The organism is Micromonospora mangrovicola (assembly GCF_047200535.1).
GTDB lineage: Bacteria > Actinomycetota > Actinomycetes > Mycobacteriales > Micromonosporaceae > Micromonospora.
Genome location: NZ_JBJZOG010000046.1, coordinates 1 through 18,681 on the forward strand (window position 1 = coordinate 1; position 18,681 = coordinate 18,681).

At 72.1% G+C, this 18,681-nt stretch carries 17 protein-coding genes, 1 tRNA gene and 1 pseudogene; 15 read left to right on the forward strand and 4 right to left on the reverse strand.

Translation table 11 applies throughout. The features are described from left to right. Positions 1–12 precede the first annotated feature (12 nt). Positions 13–864, reverse strand: a complete 852-nt coding sequence (locus ACL02O_RS19160) for an alpha/beta fold hydrolase (protein ID WP_412819465.1) — start codon at positions 862–864, stop codon at positions 13–15. Between the two features lie 57 nt (positions 865–921). Next, the gene (locus ACL02O_RS19165) at positions 922–2,160 is read right to left on the reverse strand and encodes a hypothetical protein (protein WP_412819466.1); all 1,239 of its coding nucleotides are present in this window, start codon (positions 2,158–2,160) and stop codon (positions 922–924) included. 82 nt (positions 2,161–2,242) lie between these two features. Here ACL02O_RS19165 and ACL02O_RS19170 point away from each other — a divergent pair, with 82 nt between their 5' ends. From ACL02O_RS19170 to ACL02O_RS19195, 6 genes are all read left to right on the forward strand, one after another. Then, positions 2,243–3,142: a TatD family hydrolase gene (locus tag ACL02O_RS19170; RefSeq protein WP_412819508.1), complete on the forward strand. Its 900-nt coding sequence runs from the start codon at positions 2,243–2,245 to the stop codon at positions 3,140–3,142. A 32-nt stretch (positions 3,143–3,174) separates the two neighbouring features. Further along, the gene (gene rsmA / locus ACL02O_RS19175) at positions 3,175–4,044 is read left to right on the forward strand and encodes a 16S rRNA (adenine(1518)-N(6)/adenine(1519)-N(6))-dimethyltransferase RsmA (protein WP_412819467.1); all 870 of its coding nucleotides are present in this window, start codon (positions 3,175–3,177) and stop codon (positions 4,042–4,044) included. Between the two features lie 85 nt (positions 4,045–4,129). Beyond that, a complete protein-coding gene (locus tag ACL02O_RS19180; protein ID WP_412819468.1) occupies positions 4,130–5,083 on the forward strand; it encodes a 4-(cytidine 5'-diphospho)-2-C-methyl-D-erythritol kinase in 954 nt (317 codons plus the stop codon). A 346-nt stretch (positions 5,084–5,429) separates the two neighbouring features. Next, complete coding sequence (locus ACL02O_RS19185) at positions 5,430–7,229, forward strand: ABC-F family ATP-binding cassette domain-containing protein (protein WP_412819469.1); 1,800 nt, start codon at positions 5,430–5,432, stop codon at positions 7,227–7,229. 94 nt (positions 7,230–7,323) lie between these two features. Beyond that, positions 7,324–7,779, forward strand: a complete 456-nt coding sequence (locus ACL02O_RS19190) for a DUF4383 domain-containing protein (RefSeq protein WP_412819470.1) — start codon at positions 7,324–7,326, stop codon at positions 7,777–7,779. A gap of 282 nt (positions 7,780–8,061) precedes the next feature. Then, a complete protein-coding gene (locus tag ACL02O_RS19195) occupies positions 8,062–8,535 on the forward strand; it encodes a DUF4383 domain-containing protein (RefSeq protein WP_412819471.1) in 474 nt (157 codons plus the stop codon). 6 nt (positions 8,536–8,541) lie between these two features. Here ACL02O_RS19195 and ACL02O_RS19200 read toward each other — a convergent pair whose 3' ends face one another. Together ACL02O_RS19200 and ACL02O_RS19205 are read right to left on the reverse strand one after the other, a co-directional pair. Next, the gene (locus tag ACL02O_RS19200; RefSeq protein ID WP_412819472.1) at positions 8,542–9,228 is read right to left on the reverse strand and encodes a TetR family transcriptional regulator; all 687 of its coding nucleotides are present in this window, start codon (positions 9,226–9,228) and stop codon (positions 8,542–8,544) included. A 148-nt stretch (positions 9,229–9,376) separates the two neighbouring features. Beyond that, positions 9,377–10,336: an acyl-CoA desaturase gene (locus ACL02O_RS19205; RefSeq protein WP_412819473.1), complete on the reverse strand. Its 960-nt coding sequence runs from the start codon at positions 10,334–10,336 to the stop codon at positions 9,377–9,379. A 207-nt stretch (positions 10,337–10,543) separates the two neighbouring features. Here ACL02O_RS19205 and ACL02O_RS19210 point away from each other — a divergent pair, with 207 nt between their 5' ends. From ACL02O_RS19210 to ACL02O_RS19250, 9 genes and pseudogenes are all read left to right on the forward strand, one after another. Further along, on the forward strand, positions 10,544–10,807 hold the full coding sequence (locus ACL02O_RS19210; protein WP_412819474.1) for a hypothetical protein: 264 nt from the start codon (positions 10,544–10,546) through the stop codon (positions 10,805–10,807). Between the two features lie 30 nt (positions 10,808–10,837). Next, positions 10,838–10,909: transfer RNA gene (locus ACL02O_RS19215), tRNA-Gln, on the forward strand. 118 nt (positions 10,910–11,027) lie between these two features. Further along, positions 11,028–12,554, forward strand: a pseudogene (gene glmU, locus ACL02O_RS19220) (bifunctional UDP-N-acetylglucosamine diphosphorylase/glucosamine-1-phosphate N-acetyltransferase GlmU). Positions 12,555–12,607: 53 nt separating this feature from the next. Continuing rightward, the gene (locus ACL02O_RS19225) at positions 12,608–13,588 is read left to right on the forward strand and encodes a ribose-phosphate diphosphokinase (protein WP_412819475.1); all 981 of its coding nucleotides are present in this window, start codon (positions 12,608–12,610) and stop codon (positions 13,586–13,588) included. A 328-nt stretch (positions 13,589–13,916) separates the two neighbouring features. After that, complete coding sequence (locus tag ACL02O_RS19230; protein ID WP_412819476.1) at positions 13,917–14,612, forward strand: 50S ribosomal protein L25/general stress protein Ctc; 696 nt, start codon at positions 13,917–13,919, stop codon at positions 14,610–14,612. A 156-nt stretch (positions 14,613–14,768) separates the two neighbouring features. Then, the gene (pth, locus tag ACL02O_RS19235) at positions 14,769–15,359 is read left to right on the forward strand and encodes an aminoacyl-tRNA hydrolase (RefSeq protein ID WP_412819477.1); all 591 of its coding nucleotides are present in this window, start codon (positions 14,769–14,771) and stop codon (positions 15,357–15,359) included. Positions 15,360–15,459: 100 nt separating this feature from the next. Further along, entirely contained in the window at positions 15,460–16,293 is an 834-nt protein-coding gene (locus ACL02O_RS19240) for an inositol monophosphatase family protein (RefSeq protein ID WP_412819478.1), read from the forward strand. 80 nt (positions 16,294–16,373) lie between these two features. Next, on the forward strand, positions 16,374–17,285 hold the full coding sequence (gene cysD / locus ACL02O_RS19245) for a sulfate adenylyltransferase subunit CysD (protein WP_412819479.1): 912 nt from the start codon (positions 16,374–16,376) through the stop codon (positions 17,283–17,285). Further along, complete coding sequence (locus ACL02O_RS19250) at positions 17,285–18,589, forward strand: sulfate adenylyltransferase subunit 1 (protein ID WP_412819480.1); 1,305 nt, start codon at positions 17,285–17,287, stop codon at positions 18,587–18,589. Before cysD ends, ACL02O_RS19250 begins: the two co-directional genes overlap by 1 nt. Positions 18,590–18,681: the final 92 nt, after the last annotated feature.

An 18,681-nucleotide genomic window follows, 5' to 3' on the forward strand; every position in this document is an offset into this window, starting at 1 on the left:
CGCACCCGGCGGTCAGGCGCGGGCCATCGACGGCGCGCCGATGAACTGCATGATCGCCTGGTTGACCTCGGTCGGGTGGGTCCACGGGGTGCCGTGTGGCGCCCCCTTCAGGGTGACCAAGCGGACGTCGGACAGCATGTTCTGCAACCGCTGGCCCGTCTTCGGGTACGGCAGCACGTTGTCCTTGTCACCCTGGATGATCAACACCGGGATGTTGATGTTCGGCAGGTCGCCCCGGAAGTCGGTCTGCCAGGCGGTCACGCAGTCGTGGGTGCCCTTCGCGGACGCCCGCGCCCCGATCTCCCAGTGCGCCCGGTACGCCTCGTCGCTGACCAGCTTGCCCTTGTTCTCGCTGGCGTTGAAGAACGCGTCGCAGAACTGGGTCAGGTAGGCGAACCGGTCCTGGATGATGGCCTGCTGGAACCCGTCGAAGAGGCTCTTCTCCACCCCCTCCGGGTTGTCCTGCGTCTGCAACAGGTACGGCGCCAACGGCGCCATCAGCACCGCCCGGTCCACCCGGTCCGAGCCGTACGCGCCCAGATACCGGGTGATCTCCCCGGTGCCCATCGAATGCCCGATCAGGATCGCGTTGCGCAGGTCCAGCTCGGTCATCAGCACGTCGAGGTCGGCGGCGAAGGTGTCGTAGTCGTACCCCACCGCCGGTTGGGCGGACGCGCCGAACCCGCGGCGGTCGTACGTGATCACCCGATAGCCGGCCGCCATCAGCGGACCGCTCATCTTCTCCCACGTCGCGCCGTTGAACGGGAAGCCGTGGATGAGGACGACCGGCTGGCCGGAGCCGTGATCCTCGTAGTACAGGTCGATGGGGGCGCTGTTCTCGGTCCCCACGGTGATGAAGGGCATGGTCGTCTCCCGGTGCGGTGCCTGTCGGACAGCCGCGCTTTCCCGGGTCGGCCGGCGTTATGCCACCGGATACGACAGATCAACCACCTGATCGTCGGTCAGCTCGGTGCCGGGGGCCCAGGCTTCGTAGACGCCCCGTTCGTGGCACTGCGCGCCGGTCGTGAGCACCGCGTCCGGATCCGGCCGGCGCAACCGCAGCCGCAGCCAGCCCGACTCTTCCCGCAGCACCAGGCAGGGCACCCCGCGCCAGGTGGCGAGGCGCACCCGCCGGGCCGCCGACTCCACCGGGTAGCGGGCCGCCCGGGTCATCGCCAGCACCCGGAAACCGCCCGGCATGTCGGCGACCGCCTCGTACTCACCGTCGCCGTACGCGCCGACCAGTTGGGTGGAGCGGGGCGCGTCGCCGGTCGGCACGTACTCCTGGTCGGGGGAGAGGCCCGGCACCGCGGCCAGCAGGTGCCGCCACTGCGGGCCGACCATGCGCAACCAGCCCCGCTGCTCCGCCTGGTACGTGTAGAGCACCACCTCCACCCCCTCCGCCGGATAGGCGAGCAGGGTGGCGTTCGCCGGCATCGGCAGGTCGGCGAATTCCCGGGTGACGAACTCCGGGATGAGCTGCGCGCTGCTCGGCACGAAACCGGTGCCCAGCACCGGTGGCCCGAGCCGGTCGCGGGGCGGCAGCACGGTCAGCCCGTGGTGCGCGGGCCCCATCGGGACGTCGAAGTCGGCCGGGTCGGCGGCCCGCCAACGCAGCGCGTACGCCACGTCGCCGCCCTCGCCGTCGCCGCGCAGCACCGCCATCCCGGCCGGGGTGCGCAGGTGCGCGACGTCGTGCTCCCGGTAGCAGAAACCGTGCGGCAGCCAACCCCGGACGTAGCCGGCGAGCTGCCGGGCGGAGAGCACCTTCACCATCCGGGTGCCCGGCCGGATCACCGCGGAGGCGCGCGCCACGGCGAGCAGCGGGTCGGCCGCCGACCCCGGCTGCTGGCTGAGCTGGTGCAGGTGCGCCCAGCCGTGCTCCCGGTGCACCGGCATCAGCAGCGGCGGGTCCGCCTCCTCGGTCGGCTCTCCCGCCCCGTGCACCGCGGTCACCTCGGTGGCGTGCACGAACTTCCGCCACGGCCAGGTCACCCCCGGCCGGGGCGCAAACTCGAACCCGGGCACCTCGTCGGCGCTGAACAACTCGTACGCGGCGCCACGGGCGAGCATCTCCGCCGGATGGATCCGGCCCTCGTACGTCACGTGCAGCCCGGTCCGCTCGGGCGCGGCCCCGCTGGCCTGAGGGGTGACGGTCACCCTCCGGACGCTAAGCGCGACAGATGTTGCCCGCGTGAACACTCGGTGGCGGTCCGGAAACGGCGGCGCCCGGCGGTGTGTGATGCTGGCCGCGATGAGCGAGCAGACCGAGACCCGCAAGCAGCGCGCCGCCCGCCGCGCCGGAGAGTTCCCGCCCGCCCCGGAGGCGCTGGCCGTACCGGTGCTGGACAGCCACACCCACCTCGACATCACCGTCAGCGAGGCCGGGGTCCCCGGCGGCGGGCCGGCCGACGACCCGGTCGCGGCGGCGATCGCGGTGGCCGCCGGGGTCGGCGTCGACCGGCTGGTGCAGGTCGGCGTGGACGTCGAGTCGTCCCGCTGGGGCGCCGACGTCGCCGAGCGGTACGGCGCGGTGCTGGCCACCGTGGCGCTGCACCCGAACGAGGCGCCCCGCCTGGCCGACCTCGACGAGGCGCTGCGCGAGATCGAGACCCTCGCCACGCGCGACCGGGTGCGCGGCATCGGCGAGACCGGCCTGGACTTCTTCCGCACCGGGGACGAGGGGCGGGCCGCGCAGGAGGAGAGCTTCCGGGCGCACATCGCCATCGCCAAGCGGTACCGCAAGGCGCTGGTCATCCACGACCGGGACGCGCACGGCGACGTGCTGCGGGTGCTCGACGACGAGGGCGCCCCCGACACCGTCGTGCTGCACTGCTTCTCCGGCGACGCCGACTTCGCCCGCGAGTGCGTCCGCCGTGGCTACCTGCTCAGCTTCGCCGGCACGGTCACCTTCGGCAGTGCCGGGGCGCTGCGCGAGGCCGCCAGCGTCACCCCGGTCGAGCAGTTGCTGGTGGAGACCGACGCCCCGTACCTCACCCCGATGCCGCACCGGGGCCGGCCCAACGCGTCGTACCTGATCCCGCTGACCGTCCGGTTCCTGGCCGAGACCACCGGGACCGACCTCGACGAGCTCTGCGCGGCGATCTCCGCGACCGGCGAGCGCGCCTTCGGCCCGTGGTGAGCGGACCGGAACCCGCCGCTACGCTACGGGGCGTGACCGGTCTCCTCGGCCCGGCGGAGATCCGGGAACTCGCCGCCCGCCTCGGCGTGACGCCGACCAAGAAGCTCGGCCAGAACTTCGTGCACGACCCGAACACCGTCCGCCGGATCGTCACCACCGCCGGGCTGGCCCCGGACGACGTGGCGCTGGAGGTCGGCCCCGGGCTCGGCTCGCTCACCCTGGCCCTGCTCCCGGTCGCCGCGCACGTGCACGCCGTGGAGCTGGACCCGACGCTGGCCGCCGCGCTGCCGCAGACCGCCGCCCGGTTCGCCGGCCCGGACGCCGCCCGGCTCACCGTGCACCCCGGCGACGCGCTGCGGGTCACCGCCGCCGAGCTGGCCGACCCCGCGCCGACCGCGCTGGTGGCGAACCTGCCGTACAACGTCGCCGTCCCGGTGGTGCTGCACCTGCTCGCCGAGCTGCCCACGCTGCGGCACGGCCTGGTCATGGTGCAGAAGGAGGTCGCCGACCGGCTCGTCGCCGGTCCCGGCTCCAAGGTGTACGGCGTCCCGTCGGTCAAGCTCGCCTGGTACGCCCGGGCCCGCGCCGCCGGCAAGGTCCCGCCGAACGTCTTCTGGCCGGTGCCGAACGTCGACTCCGGCCTGGTCGCCTTCACCCGGCGGGAGCCGCCCCGCGCCGACGTGCCCCGGGAGGCCGTCTTCGCGGTGGTCGACGCGGCGTTCGCGCAGCGCCGCAAGACCCTGCGCGCCGCCCTGGCCGGCTGGGCCGGCGGCGCGGACCGGGCCGCGGCGACGCTCACCGCCGCCGGGGTCGACCCCGGCGCACGCGGTGAGTCGCTCACCGTCGAGCAGTTCGCCGCGATCGCCGCGTCGGCCCCGGCCGTTCCGTCCTCCGCACAGTAGGCTGGGCGCCACTGCCCGACCCCGCCGAGGAGTTGACCGTGGAGAAGCCGTTCGACATCCGCCTGCGTCCGCGGGACATCGTCCCGTGACCGAGGCATGGCGACCGGGCGGCGAGGACGGGCAGCGGCGCGGGGCCGGCGGGCCGGTGAAGGTCCGGGTGCCCGCCAAGGTCAACCTGCACCTCGGGGTGGGGCCCCTGCGCCCCGACGGCTACCACGAGCTGAACACCGTCTATCACGCGATCTCCATCCACGACGAGCTGACCGCGCGTCGGGGCGACACGCTCACCCTCACCATGGAGGGCGAGGGCGCCGGCGAGCTGGCCCTGGACGACTCCAACCTGGTGATCCGCGCCGCGCACGCCCTCGCCGGGTACGTCGGCGTGCCGCCGTACGCCCGGCTGCACCTGCGCAAGCAGATCCCACTCGCCGGTGGGCTGGCCGGGGGCAGCGCCGACGCGGCCGCCGCCCTGGTGGCCTGCGACGCGCTCTGGGGCACCGGCCTGTCCCGGGACGAGCTGGCCGGCATCGCCGCCGATCTCGGCTCCGACGTGCCCTTCCTGATCCACGGGGGCACCGCGCTCGGCACCGGCCGGGGCGAGGCGGTCAGCCCGGTGCTGGCCCGCCCCACCTCCTGGCACTGGGTGGTGGCCGTCGCCGACGGCGGCCTCTCCACCCCGGCCGCCTATCGGGAGCTGGACCGGCTCCGGGAGGCCGGTACCGCGGGCGAGCCGTTGGGAACCACCGACGCGCTGCTCGCCGCGCTGCGCCAGCGGGACCCGCGGGTGCTCGCCGCCGCGCTCGGCAACGACCTCCAGGCCGCCGCGCTGACCATGCGGCCCGCCCTGGTCGACACGCTCAAGGCGGGGGAGTCGGCCGGCGCGCTCGCCGGTATCGTCTCCGGCTCCGGCCCCACCTGCGTCTTCCTCGCAACGGACGAGGCGCACGCCGGGCGGATCGCCGCCGATCTGGAGGCCGCCGGGGTCTGCCGGGAGGCCCGGGTGGCCCACGGGCCGGTCGTCGGCGCCCGCATCGTCTGACGGCCGCCGCCCGAGGCCCGGCGCCGCCCGGCCTCGCCCCTCCGGCCCGCGGCCCGGCCCGGCCCGCATGATCGACTCGGCCCGGCCCGGCCCGCATGATCGACTCGGTTTTCGCCGAACCGGGGTGTCGGCGAGCGGGGATACCGCGTTTTCCGCGAGTCGAGATCACAGTGAGCACCGTGCAGGCCCGGGTCTCGCGCGGGCCGGACGGTGCGGTGGTGGGGCACCGCCGGGAACCGGGCATGCCGGGCAGCGCGGGCAGCCGGTCGGTCCGCGCGTACCCTTGGAGTGGGCGTCCTGAGGTGCCGGCCGGCACCGGGACGCCTTGATCATGAAAGGTGGGGAAGTGGCCAACATCGTCAACCTGGACCGGGTGTCCAAGGGGTACGGGGCCGCCGGGCCGCTGCTCACCGACGTCTCGCTCGGCCTCGACGACGCTGACCGGATCGGCGTGGTCGGCCTCAACGGGGCCGGCAAGTCCACCCTGCTGCGGCTGCTCACCCGCACCGAGGAACCCGACGACGGCCGCGTCACGCACCGCCGCGACCTGCGGGTGTCCTGGCTCCCACAGACCCTGAGCCTGGCCCCCGAGGCCACCGTCCGCGACGTCGTTCTCGGCACCGCCTGGCTCGTCGAGAGCATGGGCGCCGAGCACGAGTGGGCCGGCGACGCCGGGGTCCGGGCCATCCTCGACGGCCTCGGCATGCCCCACCTCGGCCTGGAGGCACCGGTCGGGCCGATGTCCGGGGGTGAGCGCCGCCGGGTCGCCCTCGCCGCGCTGCTGGTCCGCGACGCCGACCTGCTCATCCTCGACGAGCCCACCAACCACCTCGACGTCGGTGGCGTCGACTGGCTGGCGAAGCACCTGGTCACCCGCAAGGGCGCACTCGTCGTGGTCACCCACGACCGGTGGTTCCTCGACGCCGTCTGCACCACCACGTGGGAGGTCGCCGACCAGTCCGTCCGGGCGTACGAGGGCGGCTTCGCCGCGTGGACCCTCGCCCGCGCCGAGCGGCAGCGGGTCGCCGCCGCCACCGAGGCCCGCCGGCAGAATTTGCTCCGCAAGGAGATCGCCTGGCTGCGCCGGGGCGCGCCGGCGCGTACCTCCAAGCCGAAGTTCCGCATCGACGCGGCCAACGCGCTGATCGCCGACGTCCCGGAGCCGCGCGACACCATGTCGCTGCAACGGCTCGCCACCGCCCGGCTCGGCAAGCAGGTGTACGACCTCGAACAGGTCACCCTGCACGCCGGCCCGAAGGAGATCCTGCACGACGTCAGCTGGCAGGTCGGGCCCGGCGACCGGGTCGCCATCCTCGGCCGCAACGGCGCCGGCAAGACCACCCTGCTGCGCATGCTCGCCGGGGTGACCGGTCCCGACGGCGGCCGCTTCACCACCGGGCAGACCGTCCGACCCGCGTTCCTCTCCCAGGAACTCGCCGAACTCCCCGGCCACCTGCGCGTGCTGGAGGCGGTCGAGGAGGTGGCCCGGCGCGTCCAGTTCGGTGACCGGGAGATCAGCGCCGCCCAGCTCGCCGAGATCTTCGGTTTCGACGACCGGCGGCTCTGGACCCCGGTCAGCGACCTTTCCGGCGGCGAGCGTCGCCGGCTGCAGATGCTCCGGCTGCTCGCCGGCGAGCCCAACGTGCTCCTCTTCGACGAGCCCACCAACGACCTGGACACCGACACCCTCGCCGCGCTGGAGGACCTGCTGGACTCCTGGCCCGGCACCATCGTCGTGGCCAGCCACGACCGGTACCTGATCGAGCGGGTCGCCGACGTCGCGTACGGGATGTTCGGCGACGGCCGGCTGGTGCACATGCCCGGCGGGGTCGACGAGTACCTGGCCCGGGCCGCCGCCGGCCGGGGCCCGGCACCCACCGACCTCACCCCGGCCGCGACCGCGCCCGAGCGCGAGGGGATGTCCGCCGCCGAGGCACGCACCGCGAAGAAGGAACTCGGCAAGCTGGAACGGCAGATCGCCAAGCTGGAGCAGAAGGAGGCGACGCTGCACGAGCAGCTCGCCGCGCACGCCACCGACTACGCCAAGGTCGCCGAACTGGATGCCCAGCTGAAGGAGTTGCGGGGCGAGCGGGAACGCACCGAGGAGGCCTGGCTGACCCTTGCCGAGCAACTGCCGGCCGGCTGACCCCGACCCGGGGTGGGGGGTGTGCGGCGTCACAGCTCGGCGTGCGGGACAATCGCTGCGACCCCTCACCCGAACGGTCTTTGGAGACGCAGAGATGGCCCACACCCCCGTCAACCACCCCGCGCGGCCGATCTACCGGGCGATCGGCGGGCTCGTTGGTCTGTACTTCGTCGTCTTCGGCGTGCTCGGCATCATCTCGAGCGCCGGCAACGAGATGCTCGCCCAGGACGACACCAAGGTCCTCGGTCAGGGCACGAACCTCGGCTTCTCGCTGCTCGCCATCGTGCTCGGGGCCGTGATCCTGCTGGGCGTCGCGATCGGCCGCAACCTCGACGTAAAGATCAACCAGTGGCTGGCCTACGCCCTGATGGCCCTCGGCCTGGCCGAGCTGGCGTTCCTGCGTACCGACGCCAACTTCTTCAACTTCTCGATCGTCACCGACATGGTCGTGCTGTTCCTGTCGCTGGTGCTCCTGGTGGCCGCCATGTACGGCAAGGTCGGTACCGACGAGGAGCACGAGGCCTGGAAGAGCGCCCGGCTCGTTCTCTGATCTGGTTGCGCTTCGGATTTTCGCCGGAGCCCGCCCCGCTCCGGGCGGTCAGGCTTGATCCCTTCGCGGGTCGGGCTCCGGCGAAAACCTCCGTGGTCCCGGTCGGCGCCGTGAGATCCGCCCCCGAGGGGTGTGGGAGACCATGGCGGTGGGACGGTCGACGTCGAGTCTTCGGCCGACGTGGTGGCCCGGCTTCGGCCGGGCCTTCGGCGTTTCCGGGGACGGGCGGGTGGCCTCCGGGGGACAATTGCCGCGAACTGCCTACTTGGTTGGAGAGGCTCCATGGCGCACTTCCCGGTGAACCATCCCGCGCGACCGCTGTACCGGGTGCTGTCCGGTCTCGTCGGCCTCTACATCCTGGTCTTCGGGGTGTACGGCGTCTTCGAGACCTGGGGCGACGGGCTCTTCAGCCGCACCAGCAACTGGGCCCTGGGCCTCCGCACCAACCTGGCCTTCTCGCTGGTCTCCGTCGTCTTCGGCGCCTTCCTGCTGATCGGCGCGTCCCGGCGCGGCAACCTCGGCCACTACATGAACCTGACCGCCGGCGCCGTCTTCATGGTCACCGGCATCCTCATGATGTCCGTACTGCAGACCCAGGCGAACTTCCTCAACTTCTCCATGTCCACCGTGGTCGTGTCCCTGCTGTTCGGGCTGATCCTGCTCGCCACCGGCCTCTACGACAAGGTCGGCCCACCCGAACACGCCGAGGAGGAGCGGCGTCGCCGCAACCACTCCATCGCCGAGGCGCACCGCTGACCCGGATCAGCCCGGTTTCCGGGACGTGATCAGGCCCGGCTTCGCCTCCAGGTGCGACAGTCCGTTCCAGGCCAGGTTCACCAGGTGCGCCGCCACGGTCTCCTTCCGCGGCTTGCGCACCTCCAACCACCAGCGCCCGGTCAACGCCACCATGCCGACCAGCGCCTGCGAGTACAGCTCCGCCAGCTTCGGGTCGTACCCGCGGCTGGAGAACTCCGCGCCCAGGATGTGCTCCACCTGGTGCGCCACGTCGTTCATCACGCTGCTGAAGTTGCCGGTCGCCGACATCAACGGCGACTCCCGGACCAGCACCCGGAAGCCGCTCGTCTCCTCCTCGATGTACGTCAGCAGCGTCAGCGCAGCCTGCTCCAGCAGCTCCCGGGGATGTCCCGCGGTCAGAGCCGTGGTGATCCGCTCCAGCAGCGAACGGACCTCCCGGTCCACCACCACCGCGTAGAGCCCCTCCTTGCCGCCGAAGTGCTCGTACACCACCGGCTTGGACACCTTCGCCCGGGCGGCCACCTCCTCGATCGAGGTGGCGTCGAAACCGCGCTCGGCGAAGATCTGCCGGGCGATCGAGATCAGCTGCTCACGCCGTTGCGCCGCGGACATCCGTACCCGGGAGGAGGGCTTGGCGGCGGGGACGGCGCGCCGCCGGGCGGTGCTGGCGTCGTTGCCGGGAACCTCGGTCATGTCGTCACCTCGCCGGCGCTCGGTGACGCCCTGCCGTGGGATCTGCCTGCTGCGTTGGCCGCGCCGTGCCACCGCCGGATCCCGGCGCTCGGGCTGAAGCTCGGTCATCCGGCCATCCTGCCAGGCCGGCGTCCCGCCGGACGACCGGTCAGCGCCGCACCCGACCCGGGCCCACCAGCTTCGCGGTGATCCGCTCCGGCTGCGGCCAGCGCACCGCCCACGCCGCGCCGACCTTCTCCAGCAACCAGATCACCCGCGCCGACGGATCGAGCTGGCCGCGCAGCACCCCGTGTCGGGCGCTGGTCGGCTCGGCGTGGTGCAGGTTGTGCCAGCTCTCCCCGAACGACAGCAGCGCCAGCGGCCAGAAGTTCGACGCCCGGTCACCCTGGCGCACCGCGAACGGCCGCTCCCCGTACACGTGGCAGACCGAGTTGATCGACCAGGTGACGTGGTGCAGCAGCGCGATCCGGACCAGCCCGCCCCAGAAGAGCGCGGTAAGCGCGCCCTGCCACGACCCGGTGAGCAGCCCGCCCATGGCCGCCGGTCCGAGTACCGACACCGCCACCAGCAGCGGGAAGAACCGGTCGACCCGGCGGGTGGCCGGATCGGTGAGCAGGTCCGGGGCGAACCGCTCCCGGTTGGACAACTCCCGGTCGAACAGCCACCCGACGTGCGCGTGGAACAACCCGCGGGTCAGCCCCCGGACGCTCGCCCCGAACCGCCACGGTGAGTGCGGGTCGCCCTCCAGGTCGGAGAAGGCGTGGTGCCGGCGGTGGTCGGCGACCCACTGGATGATCTCGCCCTGTACCGCGAACGACCCGGCCACCGCCAGGGCCACCCGCAGCCACGGCTTCGCCCGGAACGAGCCGTGGGTGAAATAGCGGTGGTAGCCGACGGTGATGCCGAGCCCGGACAGCACGTACCAGAAGGCGGCCACGAGGAGGTCGCTCCAGCCCAGCCAGCCACCCCAGGCCACCGGAACGGCGGCCAGCAGGGCCAGGAACGGGACGACCACGAAGGCCCAGAGGGCGACCAGGATGCCGCGGGACTGGTGCCCCTGGGTCAGCGGCTTCGGGCCCGCTCCGGGGCCGGTCAGGGCGGTCGACATGGCACCTCCCAGCGGGACGGGTTACGCCTACGTCACCGTAACCAGAGGCGCGCCGGATCGCACCGGAGTCCGCGTTTTGCACCCGGATCGACCCCGCCGTACGTGCGTTCCGGCGTCCACTCATGACCGATCCGCTCGCCGTCGAGGCGCGCCGCCTGCGCGCCGAGCAACCAGCTCCGAGTGTGGGATCGGGCGGGCGGGCGGGGGATGCCGAGTTACCGGGTACCGATCCACGAGTCGGTCGATACCGAGGCGGCCGCCCGCTGGTGGGCGGAGCGGCCGAGGCTTCCGGTCGAGCGGTTCGGGCGCTCGACGCCCAAGCGGCACGATCCGACGACCGTCCGCCGGAGCACCGGCGACGACTACCATGGCTGCTTGGTGATCACCGTGCCGCGTAGCCGCGCGCTCTACCGGCGGATCGAAGGTATGATCGCCGAGCTGTTCCGGACCGCCGACGACGAGCGGGTCTGAATCAGTGGCCGTCAGGTCTTGACGCTGCGATGGGGTGTGGGGTAACGGCAACCCGCAGGCCTTTGGAGCCTTGAGCTCCTGGTTCGAATCCAGGCACCCCAGCTCAGCCCCGTCATTCCGCAGCTGGGCGGACGCCATTTGTGCGGGCGGATGCGAATTGCGACGCGTCGCGTGGTTAGCATGGCCGCGAGACTGTCGCCGTCCCGACGGGAGCCACGTCGTGTCCCAGCCCCACCTCCGCACCGTTGTCGTGCTCGCCGCCGGTGAGGGCAAGCGGATGAAGTCGGCCCTGCCCAAGGTGCTGCATCCGCTGCTCGGTCGTACCCTGCTCGGTCATGTGCTGGCCGCCGCGGCGCCGTTGGGCGCGGACCGCACGGTGGTGGTGGTCGGGCACGGCGCCGACCAGGTCCGGGCGCACCTGGCCGAGGTCGCGCCGGAGGCCACCCCGGTGCTCCAGGAGCAGCAGCTCGGCACCGGGCACGCGGTGCGGATCGCCCTGGACGCCGTCCCGGAGGCCACCGGCACCGTCGTGGTGATCAACGGGGACGTGCCGCTGCTGCGGCCGGAGACCGTGGCGGCGCTGGTCGAGGCGCACGAGGGCGCGGGCGCGGCGGCGACCGTGCTGGCCGCCGAGGTGCCGGACCCGACCGGCCTGGGCCGGATCGTGCGGGACGCCGACGGCCGGCTGGAGCAGATCGTCGAGGAGCGTGACGCGACCCCGGAGCAGCGCGCGCTGCGGGAGATCAACGCGGGCATCTACGCGTTCGACGTGGCCCGGCTGCGGGACGCCCTGGGCAAGCTCTCCACCGACAACGACCAGGGCGAGGAGTACCTGACCGACGTCTTCGGCCTGCTCCGGGACGCCGGGGAGCCGGTGGCGGTGCACTGCGCCCCGGACCACGTGGAGACGTTGGGCTGCAACGACCGGGTCGAGCTGGCCGGGCTGCGCCGGCTGCTGCGGGACCGGGTGAACGAGGGCTGGATGCGGACCGGGGTGAGCATCCTCGACCCGCACACCACCTGGATCGACGTGACGGCAACCGTCGAGCGGGACGCGGTGATCGACCAGAACACCCAGCTCCAGGGCGACACGGTGGTCGGTGCCGGGGCGACCGTGGGTCCGGACACCACGCTGATCGACACCACGGTCGCGGCGGGCGCCAGCGTGGTGCGCAGCCACGCGGTGGGCGCCGAGGTGGGCCCGGGGGCCAGCGTGGGGCCGTTCGCGTACCTGCGACCGGCGGCCAAGCTGGCGGAGAAGGCGAAGGTGGGCACCTTCGTCGAGGTGAAGAACTCCGAGCTGGGCGCGGGCGCGAAGGTGCCGCACCTGTCGTACGTCGGGGACGCGACGATCGGTGCGAAGGCGAACATCGGCGCGGCGACGATCTTCGTGAACTACGACGGGGTGAACAAGAACCGCACGATCGTCGGCGAGGCGGCCTTCGTCGGCTGCGACACCAGCCTGATCGCGCCGGTCGAGGTGGGCGCGGGGGCGTACATCGCGGCGGGCAGCGCGATCACCCAGGACGTGCCGCCGGGTGCGCTCGGGGTGACCCGGGCGCCGCAGCGGGCGATCGAGGGCTGGGTGGCCCGCAAGCGGCCCGGCACGGCGTCCGCCGAGGCGGCCCAGCGGGCCCGCGAGGGTGCGTCGGACGGGACCGGAGCGGCAAGCGAAGGTGACTGAATCCACGGGGATCGCCAGGCGGTGGGTGGAGCGGTGAACGCGGGGGATACTGCAACCGAATAGTCCCCGGCTCCACCGCCGCCGGGAACCACCGACATACAGGAGCAGACGGGCCCATGGGCAGCATCGTCGCCGAAAACCGCAAGAGCCTGATGCTCTTCTCCGGACGGGGCTTTCCGGAGCTGGCCAAGGAGATCGGTGAGGTGCTCGGCGTCGCGCCGACCCCCTCCGACTCGTACGAGTTCGCCAACGGTGAGCTCTTCGTGCGTTTCAAGGACTCGGTGCGCGGTTCGGACGCCTTCGTGGTGCAGTCCGTGACGCACGGGGTCAACACCTGGGTCATGGAGACCCTGATCATGGTCGACGCGCTGAAGCGTGGTTCGGCCAAGCGGATCACCGTGGTGCTGCCGTACTACCCGTACTCGCGGCAGGACAAGAAGCACCGCGGCCGGGAGCCGATCTCGGCGCGGCTGGTGGCCGACCTGCTGAAGACCGCCGGCGCGAACCGCATCCTCACGGTCGACCTGCACACCGCGCAGATCCAGGGCTTCTTCGACGGCCCGGTCGACCACCTCTTCGCGATGGACGTGCTCGCCGAGTACGTGGAGCACAAGTACGCGGGCCGTCCGATGACCGTGGTGGCGCCGGACTCGGGCCGGGTACGGGTGGCCGAGCGGTGGACGGACCGGCTGGGCGGTTGCCCGCTCGCCTTCATCCACAAGACCCGGGATCCGCTGAAGCCGAACCAGGTGGTGGCGAACCGGGTGGTCGGTGAGGTCGAGGGCCGGGTGTGCCTGGTCGTCGACGACATGATCGACACTGGTGGCACGATCACCAAGGCCGCCGACATCCTGAAGGAGTCGGGCGCGGCGGAGATCGTGGTCGCCTCGACCCACGCGCTGCTGTCGGACCCGGCGACCGAGCGGCTGAAGAACAGCCCGATCAGCGAGGTCGTGGTGACGAACACCCTGCCGTTGCCGCCAGAGAAGCAGCTCGACAAGCTCACCGTGTTGTCGATCGCGCCGCTGCTGGCCCGGGCGATCCGGGAGGTCTTCGACGACGGTTCGGTGACGACGCTCTTCGGTGGCCTGAGCTGATTCGTGCGACCGTTCCGGGTCGCGGCGTCGGAGGCGCCGCGACCCGGAACAGTCGCCGGTCGCCGCTCGTCGGCGCCGGACCGTTGCCCTGCGGATGGGTGACGGCGGTGATACGGGGACTGCCGGAAAGCCGGGAATTCCCTCGGGTAGACTGGTGCGGTTGCCACGGCGAGGGTGCCCGGCGGGCCGCTGAAAAGCACCGCACGGAGGCGCCGTCATCGACGCGGTGCTCCGGGCAGTCGTTCATGACGCATGAGCCCCAGCGAGCCCCTCGCCCCAGCACCGCCAGACGACAAGCCGCCGCAGCGAAAGCATCAGGAGTTTCCCCGTGTCCGAGGTAAAGATCAGCGCCGAGCCCCGTACCGAGTTCGGCAAGGGTGGTGCCCGTCGTACCCGCCGGGCCGGCAAGGTGCCTGCCGTGCTGTACGGCCACGGCGAGAAGCCGAAGCACATCGCGCTGCCGGCGCGTGAGTTCGCCGCCGCGATCCGCAACGGCGGTGCGAACCAGCTTCTCGCGATCGAGGTCAGCGACGGCACCCAGGTGCTGGCGCTGCCGAAGGCGATCCAGCGTGACCCGATCAAGGACACCTTCGAGCACGTGGACCTGCTCCTGGTCCGCCGGGGCGAGAAGGTCACCGTCGAGGTCCCGGTCCAGCTGACCGGTGAGGCCGCGAAGGACACCCTGATCGTGCACGACCACGACACCCTGTCGGTGACCGCCGACGCGACCAAGGTGCCGGACCACCTGGAGGCGTCGATCGACGGCGCCGAGGCGGGTGCCCAGGTCACCGCCGGCGACGTCGAGCTGCCGGCCGGTGTCGAGCTGGCCACCGACCCGGAGATGCCGGTCGCCACGGTGACCGCCGCCCCGACCGCCGAGCAGCTCGAGGCCACCCTCCCCGAGGTCGAGGAGGCCGAGGAGGAGATCGAGGCCGGGGTCGGCGAGGAGACCGCCGAGTCCTCCGAGGGCGCCGAGTCCGGCGAGCCCGCAGCCGCCGGTGGCGAGGAGAGCGCCGAGGCCTGATCGGTCCGCAGGCTGTGCGACAGGCGCCCCCGGTTCCCGGGGGCGCCTGTCGGCGTATCGGGGAGGGCGGCCCACGTGCGTGACGGGCTCCGGGTCGCGGTGCGGTGGCAGGCGCGCCGAACTGAAGTCGTCGGTGATGAGGAAAGGGACGTGGGCGTGACGGACGAGTCGGGGCCGTGGCTGGTGGTCGGCCTGGGCAACCCCGGTCGGGAGTACGCGGGCAACCGGCACAACGTCGGCTTCATGGTGGCGGAGCTGCTGGCCGGCCGGCTGGGCGGCAAGTTCGGGCGGCACAAGCGGGCGGTGGCGGAGGTCGCCGAGGGGCGGCTGGGGTTCGGCGGTCCGAAGCTGGTGCTGATGAAACCGCTGACGTACATGAACCTGTCCGGTGGGCCGGTCGTCGCGCTGGCGCAGTTCCACAAAATTCCGCCCGCCCGGGTGATCGCGGTGCACGACGAGCTGGACATCCCGTACGGGCAGTTGCGGGTCAAGTGCGGCGGCGGCGAGGGCGGGCACAACGGCCTGCGTTCGATGTCGAAGTCGCTCGGCACGAAGGACTACGTCCGGGTGCGGTTCGGCATCGGCCGGCCGCCGGGGCGGCAGGACCCGGCCGACTACGTGCTGTCGGACTTCTCCTCTTCCGAGCGCAAGGAGTTGGAGTTCCTGGTCGACCGGGCGGCGGATGTGGTGGAGTCGGTGGTCATCAAGGGCGTGGAGCCGACGCAGAACCTCTACCACGGGGCCTGACCCCGGGCGGGGCGTTCCGGGGCGTGCGGGGTTCCGGCCGGTAGTCTGCGCCTTTCTGACGTGGCGAATGCCGGTGACGGCGAGCGACGGGAGCGGAAAGATGGGCAGTCCTCCGATGATCGACGGTGCGTTCGCCCGGTGGCTGGCGGGGCGGGCCGGGCAGGCGCTGATGAACCTCCGTGCGGAGATGGGCTTCGCCGATCCGGGGGCGTTGAAGTCGGCCGGGGACAAGGTCTCGCACGACCTGATCCGGACCGAGCTGGCGAGGTGGCGGCCGGCGGACGCGGTGCTGTCGGAGGAGGACGAGGGCTCGCGGCTGGCCTGGACGGCGGAGGTGAACCCGGAGGTGGTGTCCCGGCTGACCACCGACCGGGTGTGGATCATCGACCCGTTGGACGGCACCCGGGAGTTCGCCGAGGAGGGCCGTACGGACTGGGCGGTGCACGTGGCGCTCTGGGCGCGGAACGCGCTGACGCCGCACGGGCTGGTCGCCGGTGCGGTGGGGCTGCCGGCGCAGCACCGGGTGCTGGCGACGGACTACCCGCCGGCGTACCCGCCGATGACGCTGGAGGCGGCGACCGCGGGTGGTGGGCGGACCATCCGGCTGGCGGCCAGCCGCAGTCGCCCGCCGGTCTTCCTGACCGACCTGGCCGAGGAGGTCGGGGCGCATCTGGTCCCAATGGGTTCGGCGGGCGCGAAGATCGCCGCGGTGGTGACCGGCGAGGTGGACGCGTACATCCACGCCGGTGGCCAGTACGAGTGGGACTCGGCGGCGCCGGTCGCTGTGGCGACGGCCACCGGACTGCATGCTTCCCGGATCGACGGTTCTGCGCTGAAATACAACGAGGCCGACCCGCGCCTGCCCGACCTACTGGTCTGCCGCAAGGATCTCGCCAGTCGGTTGCTTGCAGCGTTGCAGCGGCATTCCGGGTAGCCTGAACGTTCTTCTTGACGAGTCCGACCGGAAAGGTCTGGAATTCCGATGAACGGATCCGAGGGAATCGAGTCCCGCCGATGACGTCCCCGGCCGCGTACCAGGTCTCCCACCTCGACGCGCTGGAGGCGGAGAGCATCTTCGTGATGCGCGAGGTGGTCGCCGAGATGGAGCGCCCGGTGCTGCTGTTCTCCGGCGGCAAGGACTCGATCGTGATGCTGCGGTTGGCCCAGAAGGCGTTCGCACCGGCCAACATCCCCTTCCCGGTTATGCACGTCGACACCGGGCACAACTTCCCCGAGGTCCTGGAGTACCGCGACCAGCGGGTCGCCGAACTGGCCCTGCACCTCATCGTGGCCAGCGTGCCGGAGGCCCTGGCCTCGGGCCTGGTCCGCGAGTCGGCGGACGGCATGCGCAACCGGATCCAGACTCCGGTGCTGCTCGACGCGGTGGAGAAGCACCGCTTCGACGCGCTGTTCGGCGGCGCCCGCCGGGACGAGGAGAAGGCCCGGGCCAAGGAGCGGGTGTTCAGCTTCCGCGACGAGTTCGGCCAGTGGGATCCGAAGAACCAGCGCCCGGAGCTGTGGTCGCTCTACAACGGCCGGCACCACCCGGGCGAGTCGATCCGGGTCTTCCCGCTGTCCAACTGGACCGAGCTGGACATCTGGCACTACATCGCCCGGGAGCGGATCCCGCTGCCGTCGATCTACTACGCGCACGAGCGCGAGGTGATCGAGCGGGACGGCATGCTCTACGCGGTCAACGAGTTCATCCGGCCCAAGGCCGGCGAGGAGCGATTCAAGGCGCAGGTGCGTTACCGGACCGTGGGCGACGCCTCCTGCACCGCCGCCGTCCGGTCCGACGCCGACACGGTGGAGAAGGTGATCGAGGAGGTGGCCGCCACCCGGATCACCGAGCGCGGCGCGACCCGGGGCGACGACCGGGTCAGCGAGGCCGCCATGGAGGACCGCAAGCGGGAGGGCTACTTCTGATGAGCGTCGAGACCCTGTCCCCGGCCGGTTCGGGCGCCGAGGCGCGGCCGATGGACCTGCTGCGGTTCGCCACCGCCGGCAGCGTCGACGACGGCAAGTCGACCCTGATCGGCCGCCTGCTGTACGACACGAAGTCGCTCTTCACCGACCAGCTCGCGGCGGTCGAGGCGGTCAGCGCGGCCCGGGGTGACGAGTACACGAACCTGGCGCTGCTCACCGACGGCCTGCGGGCGGAGCGGGAGCAGGGCATCACCATCGACGTGGCGTACCGCTACTTCGCCACGCCGCGGCGGAAGTTCATCATCGCCGACACCCCCGGGCACATCCAGTACACCCGGAACATGGTCACCGGGGCCTCCACCGCCGACCTGGCGCTGATCCTGGTGGACGCCCGCAAGGGCCTGGTCGAGCAGTCCCGCCGGCACGCCTTCCTCTGCTCGCTGCTGCGGGTGCCGCACCTGGTCCTCTGCGTCAACAAGATGGACCTGGTCGACTGGTCGGAGGAGGTGTTCGAGCGGATCGCCGACGAGTTCACCGCCTTCGCCGCGAAGCTCGACGTGCCGGACCTGACCGTGGTGCCGATCTCCGCGCTGAAGGGCGACAACATCGTCTCCCGCTCGGAGAACATGCCCTGGTACGAGGGCCCGTCGCTGCTGCACCACATGGAGCGGGTGCACATCGCCTCCGACCGCAACCTGGTCGACGTGCGCTTCCCGGTGCAGTACGTGATCCGCCCGCAGTCCACCACCGTCACCGACTACCGGGGTTACGCGGGCCAGGTGGCCTCGGGTGTGCTCAAGCCCGGCGACGAGGTGATGGTGCTGCCGTCGGGCTTCACCAGCCGGATCGCCTCGGTGGAGACGGCCGACGGCCCGGTGGCCGAGGCGTTCCCGCCGATGTCGGTGACGGTCCGGCTGACCGACGAGATCGACATCTCGCGCGGCGACATGATCTGCCGGCCGAACAACGCTCCGGCGGTGGCCCAGGACATCGAGGCGATGGTCTGCTGGATGGACGAGACGCGCCCGTTGCAGGTCGGCGGCAGGTACGCCATCAAGCACACCACCCGTGCGGCGCGGGCGATCGTCCGCGGCCTGCACTACCGCCTGGACATCAACTCGCTGCACCGGGACGAGGCGGCCGGCGAGCTGAAGCTCAACGAGATCGGCCGGATCCGGCTGCGGACCACCGTGCCGCTGCTCGCCGACGAGTACCGGCGCAACCGCACCACCGGCGGCTTCGTGATCATCGACGAGACCACCAACCGTACGGTCGGCGCCGGCATGATCGTCGAGGCGGGCTGACCGCGAGCCGCCCCGCCCGGCAGGGCGCAGATTCACGGAAAGAGTGGCCATCCGGGTTTGGATGGCCACTCTTTCCGTGAGTCAGGCCGTGT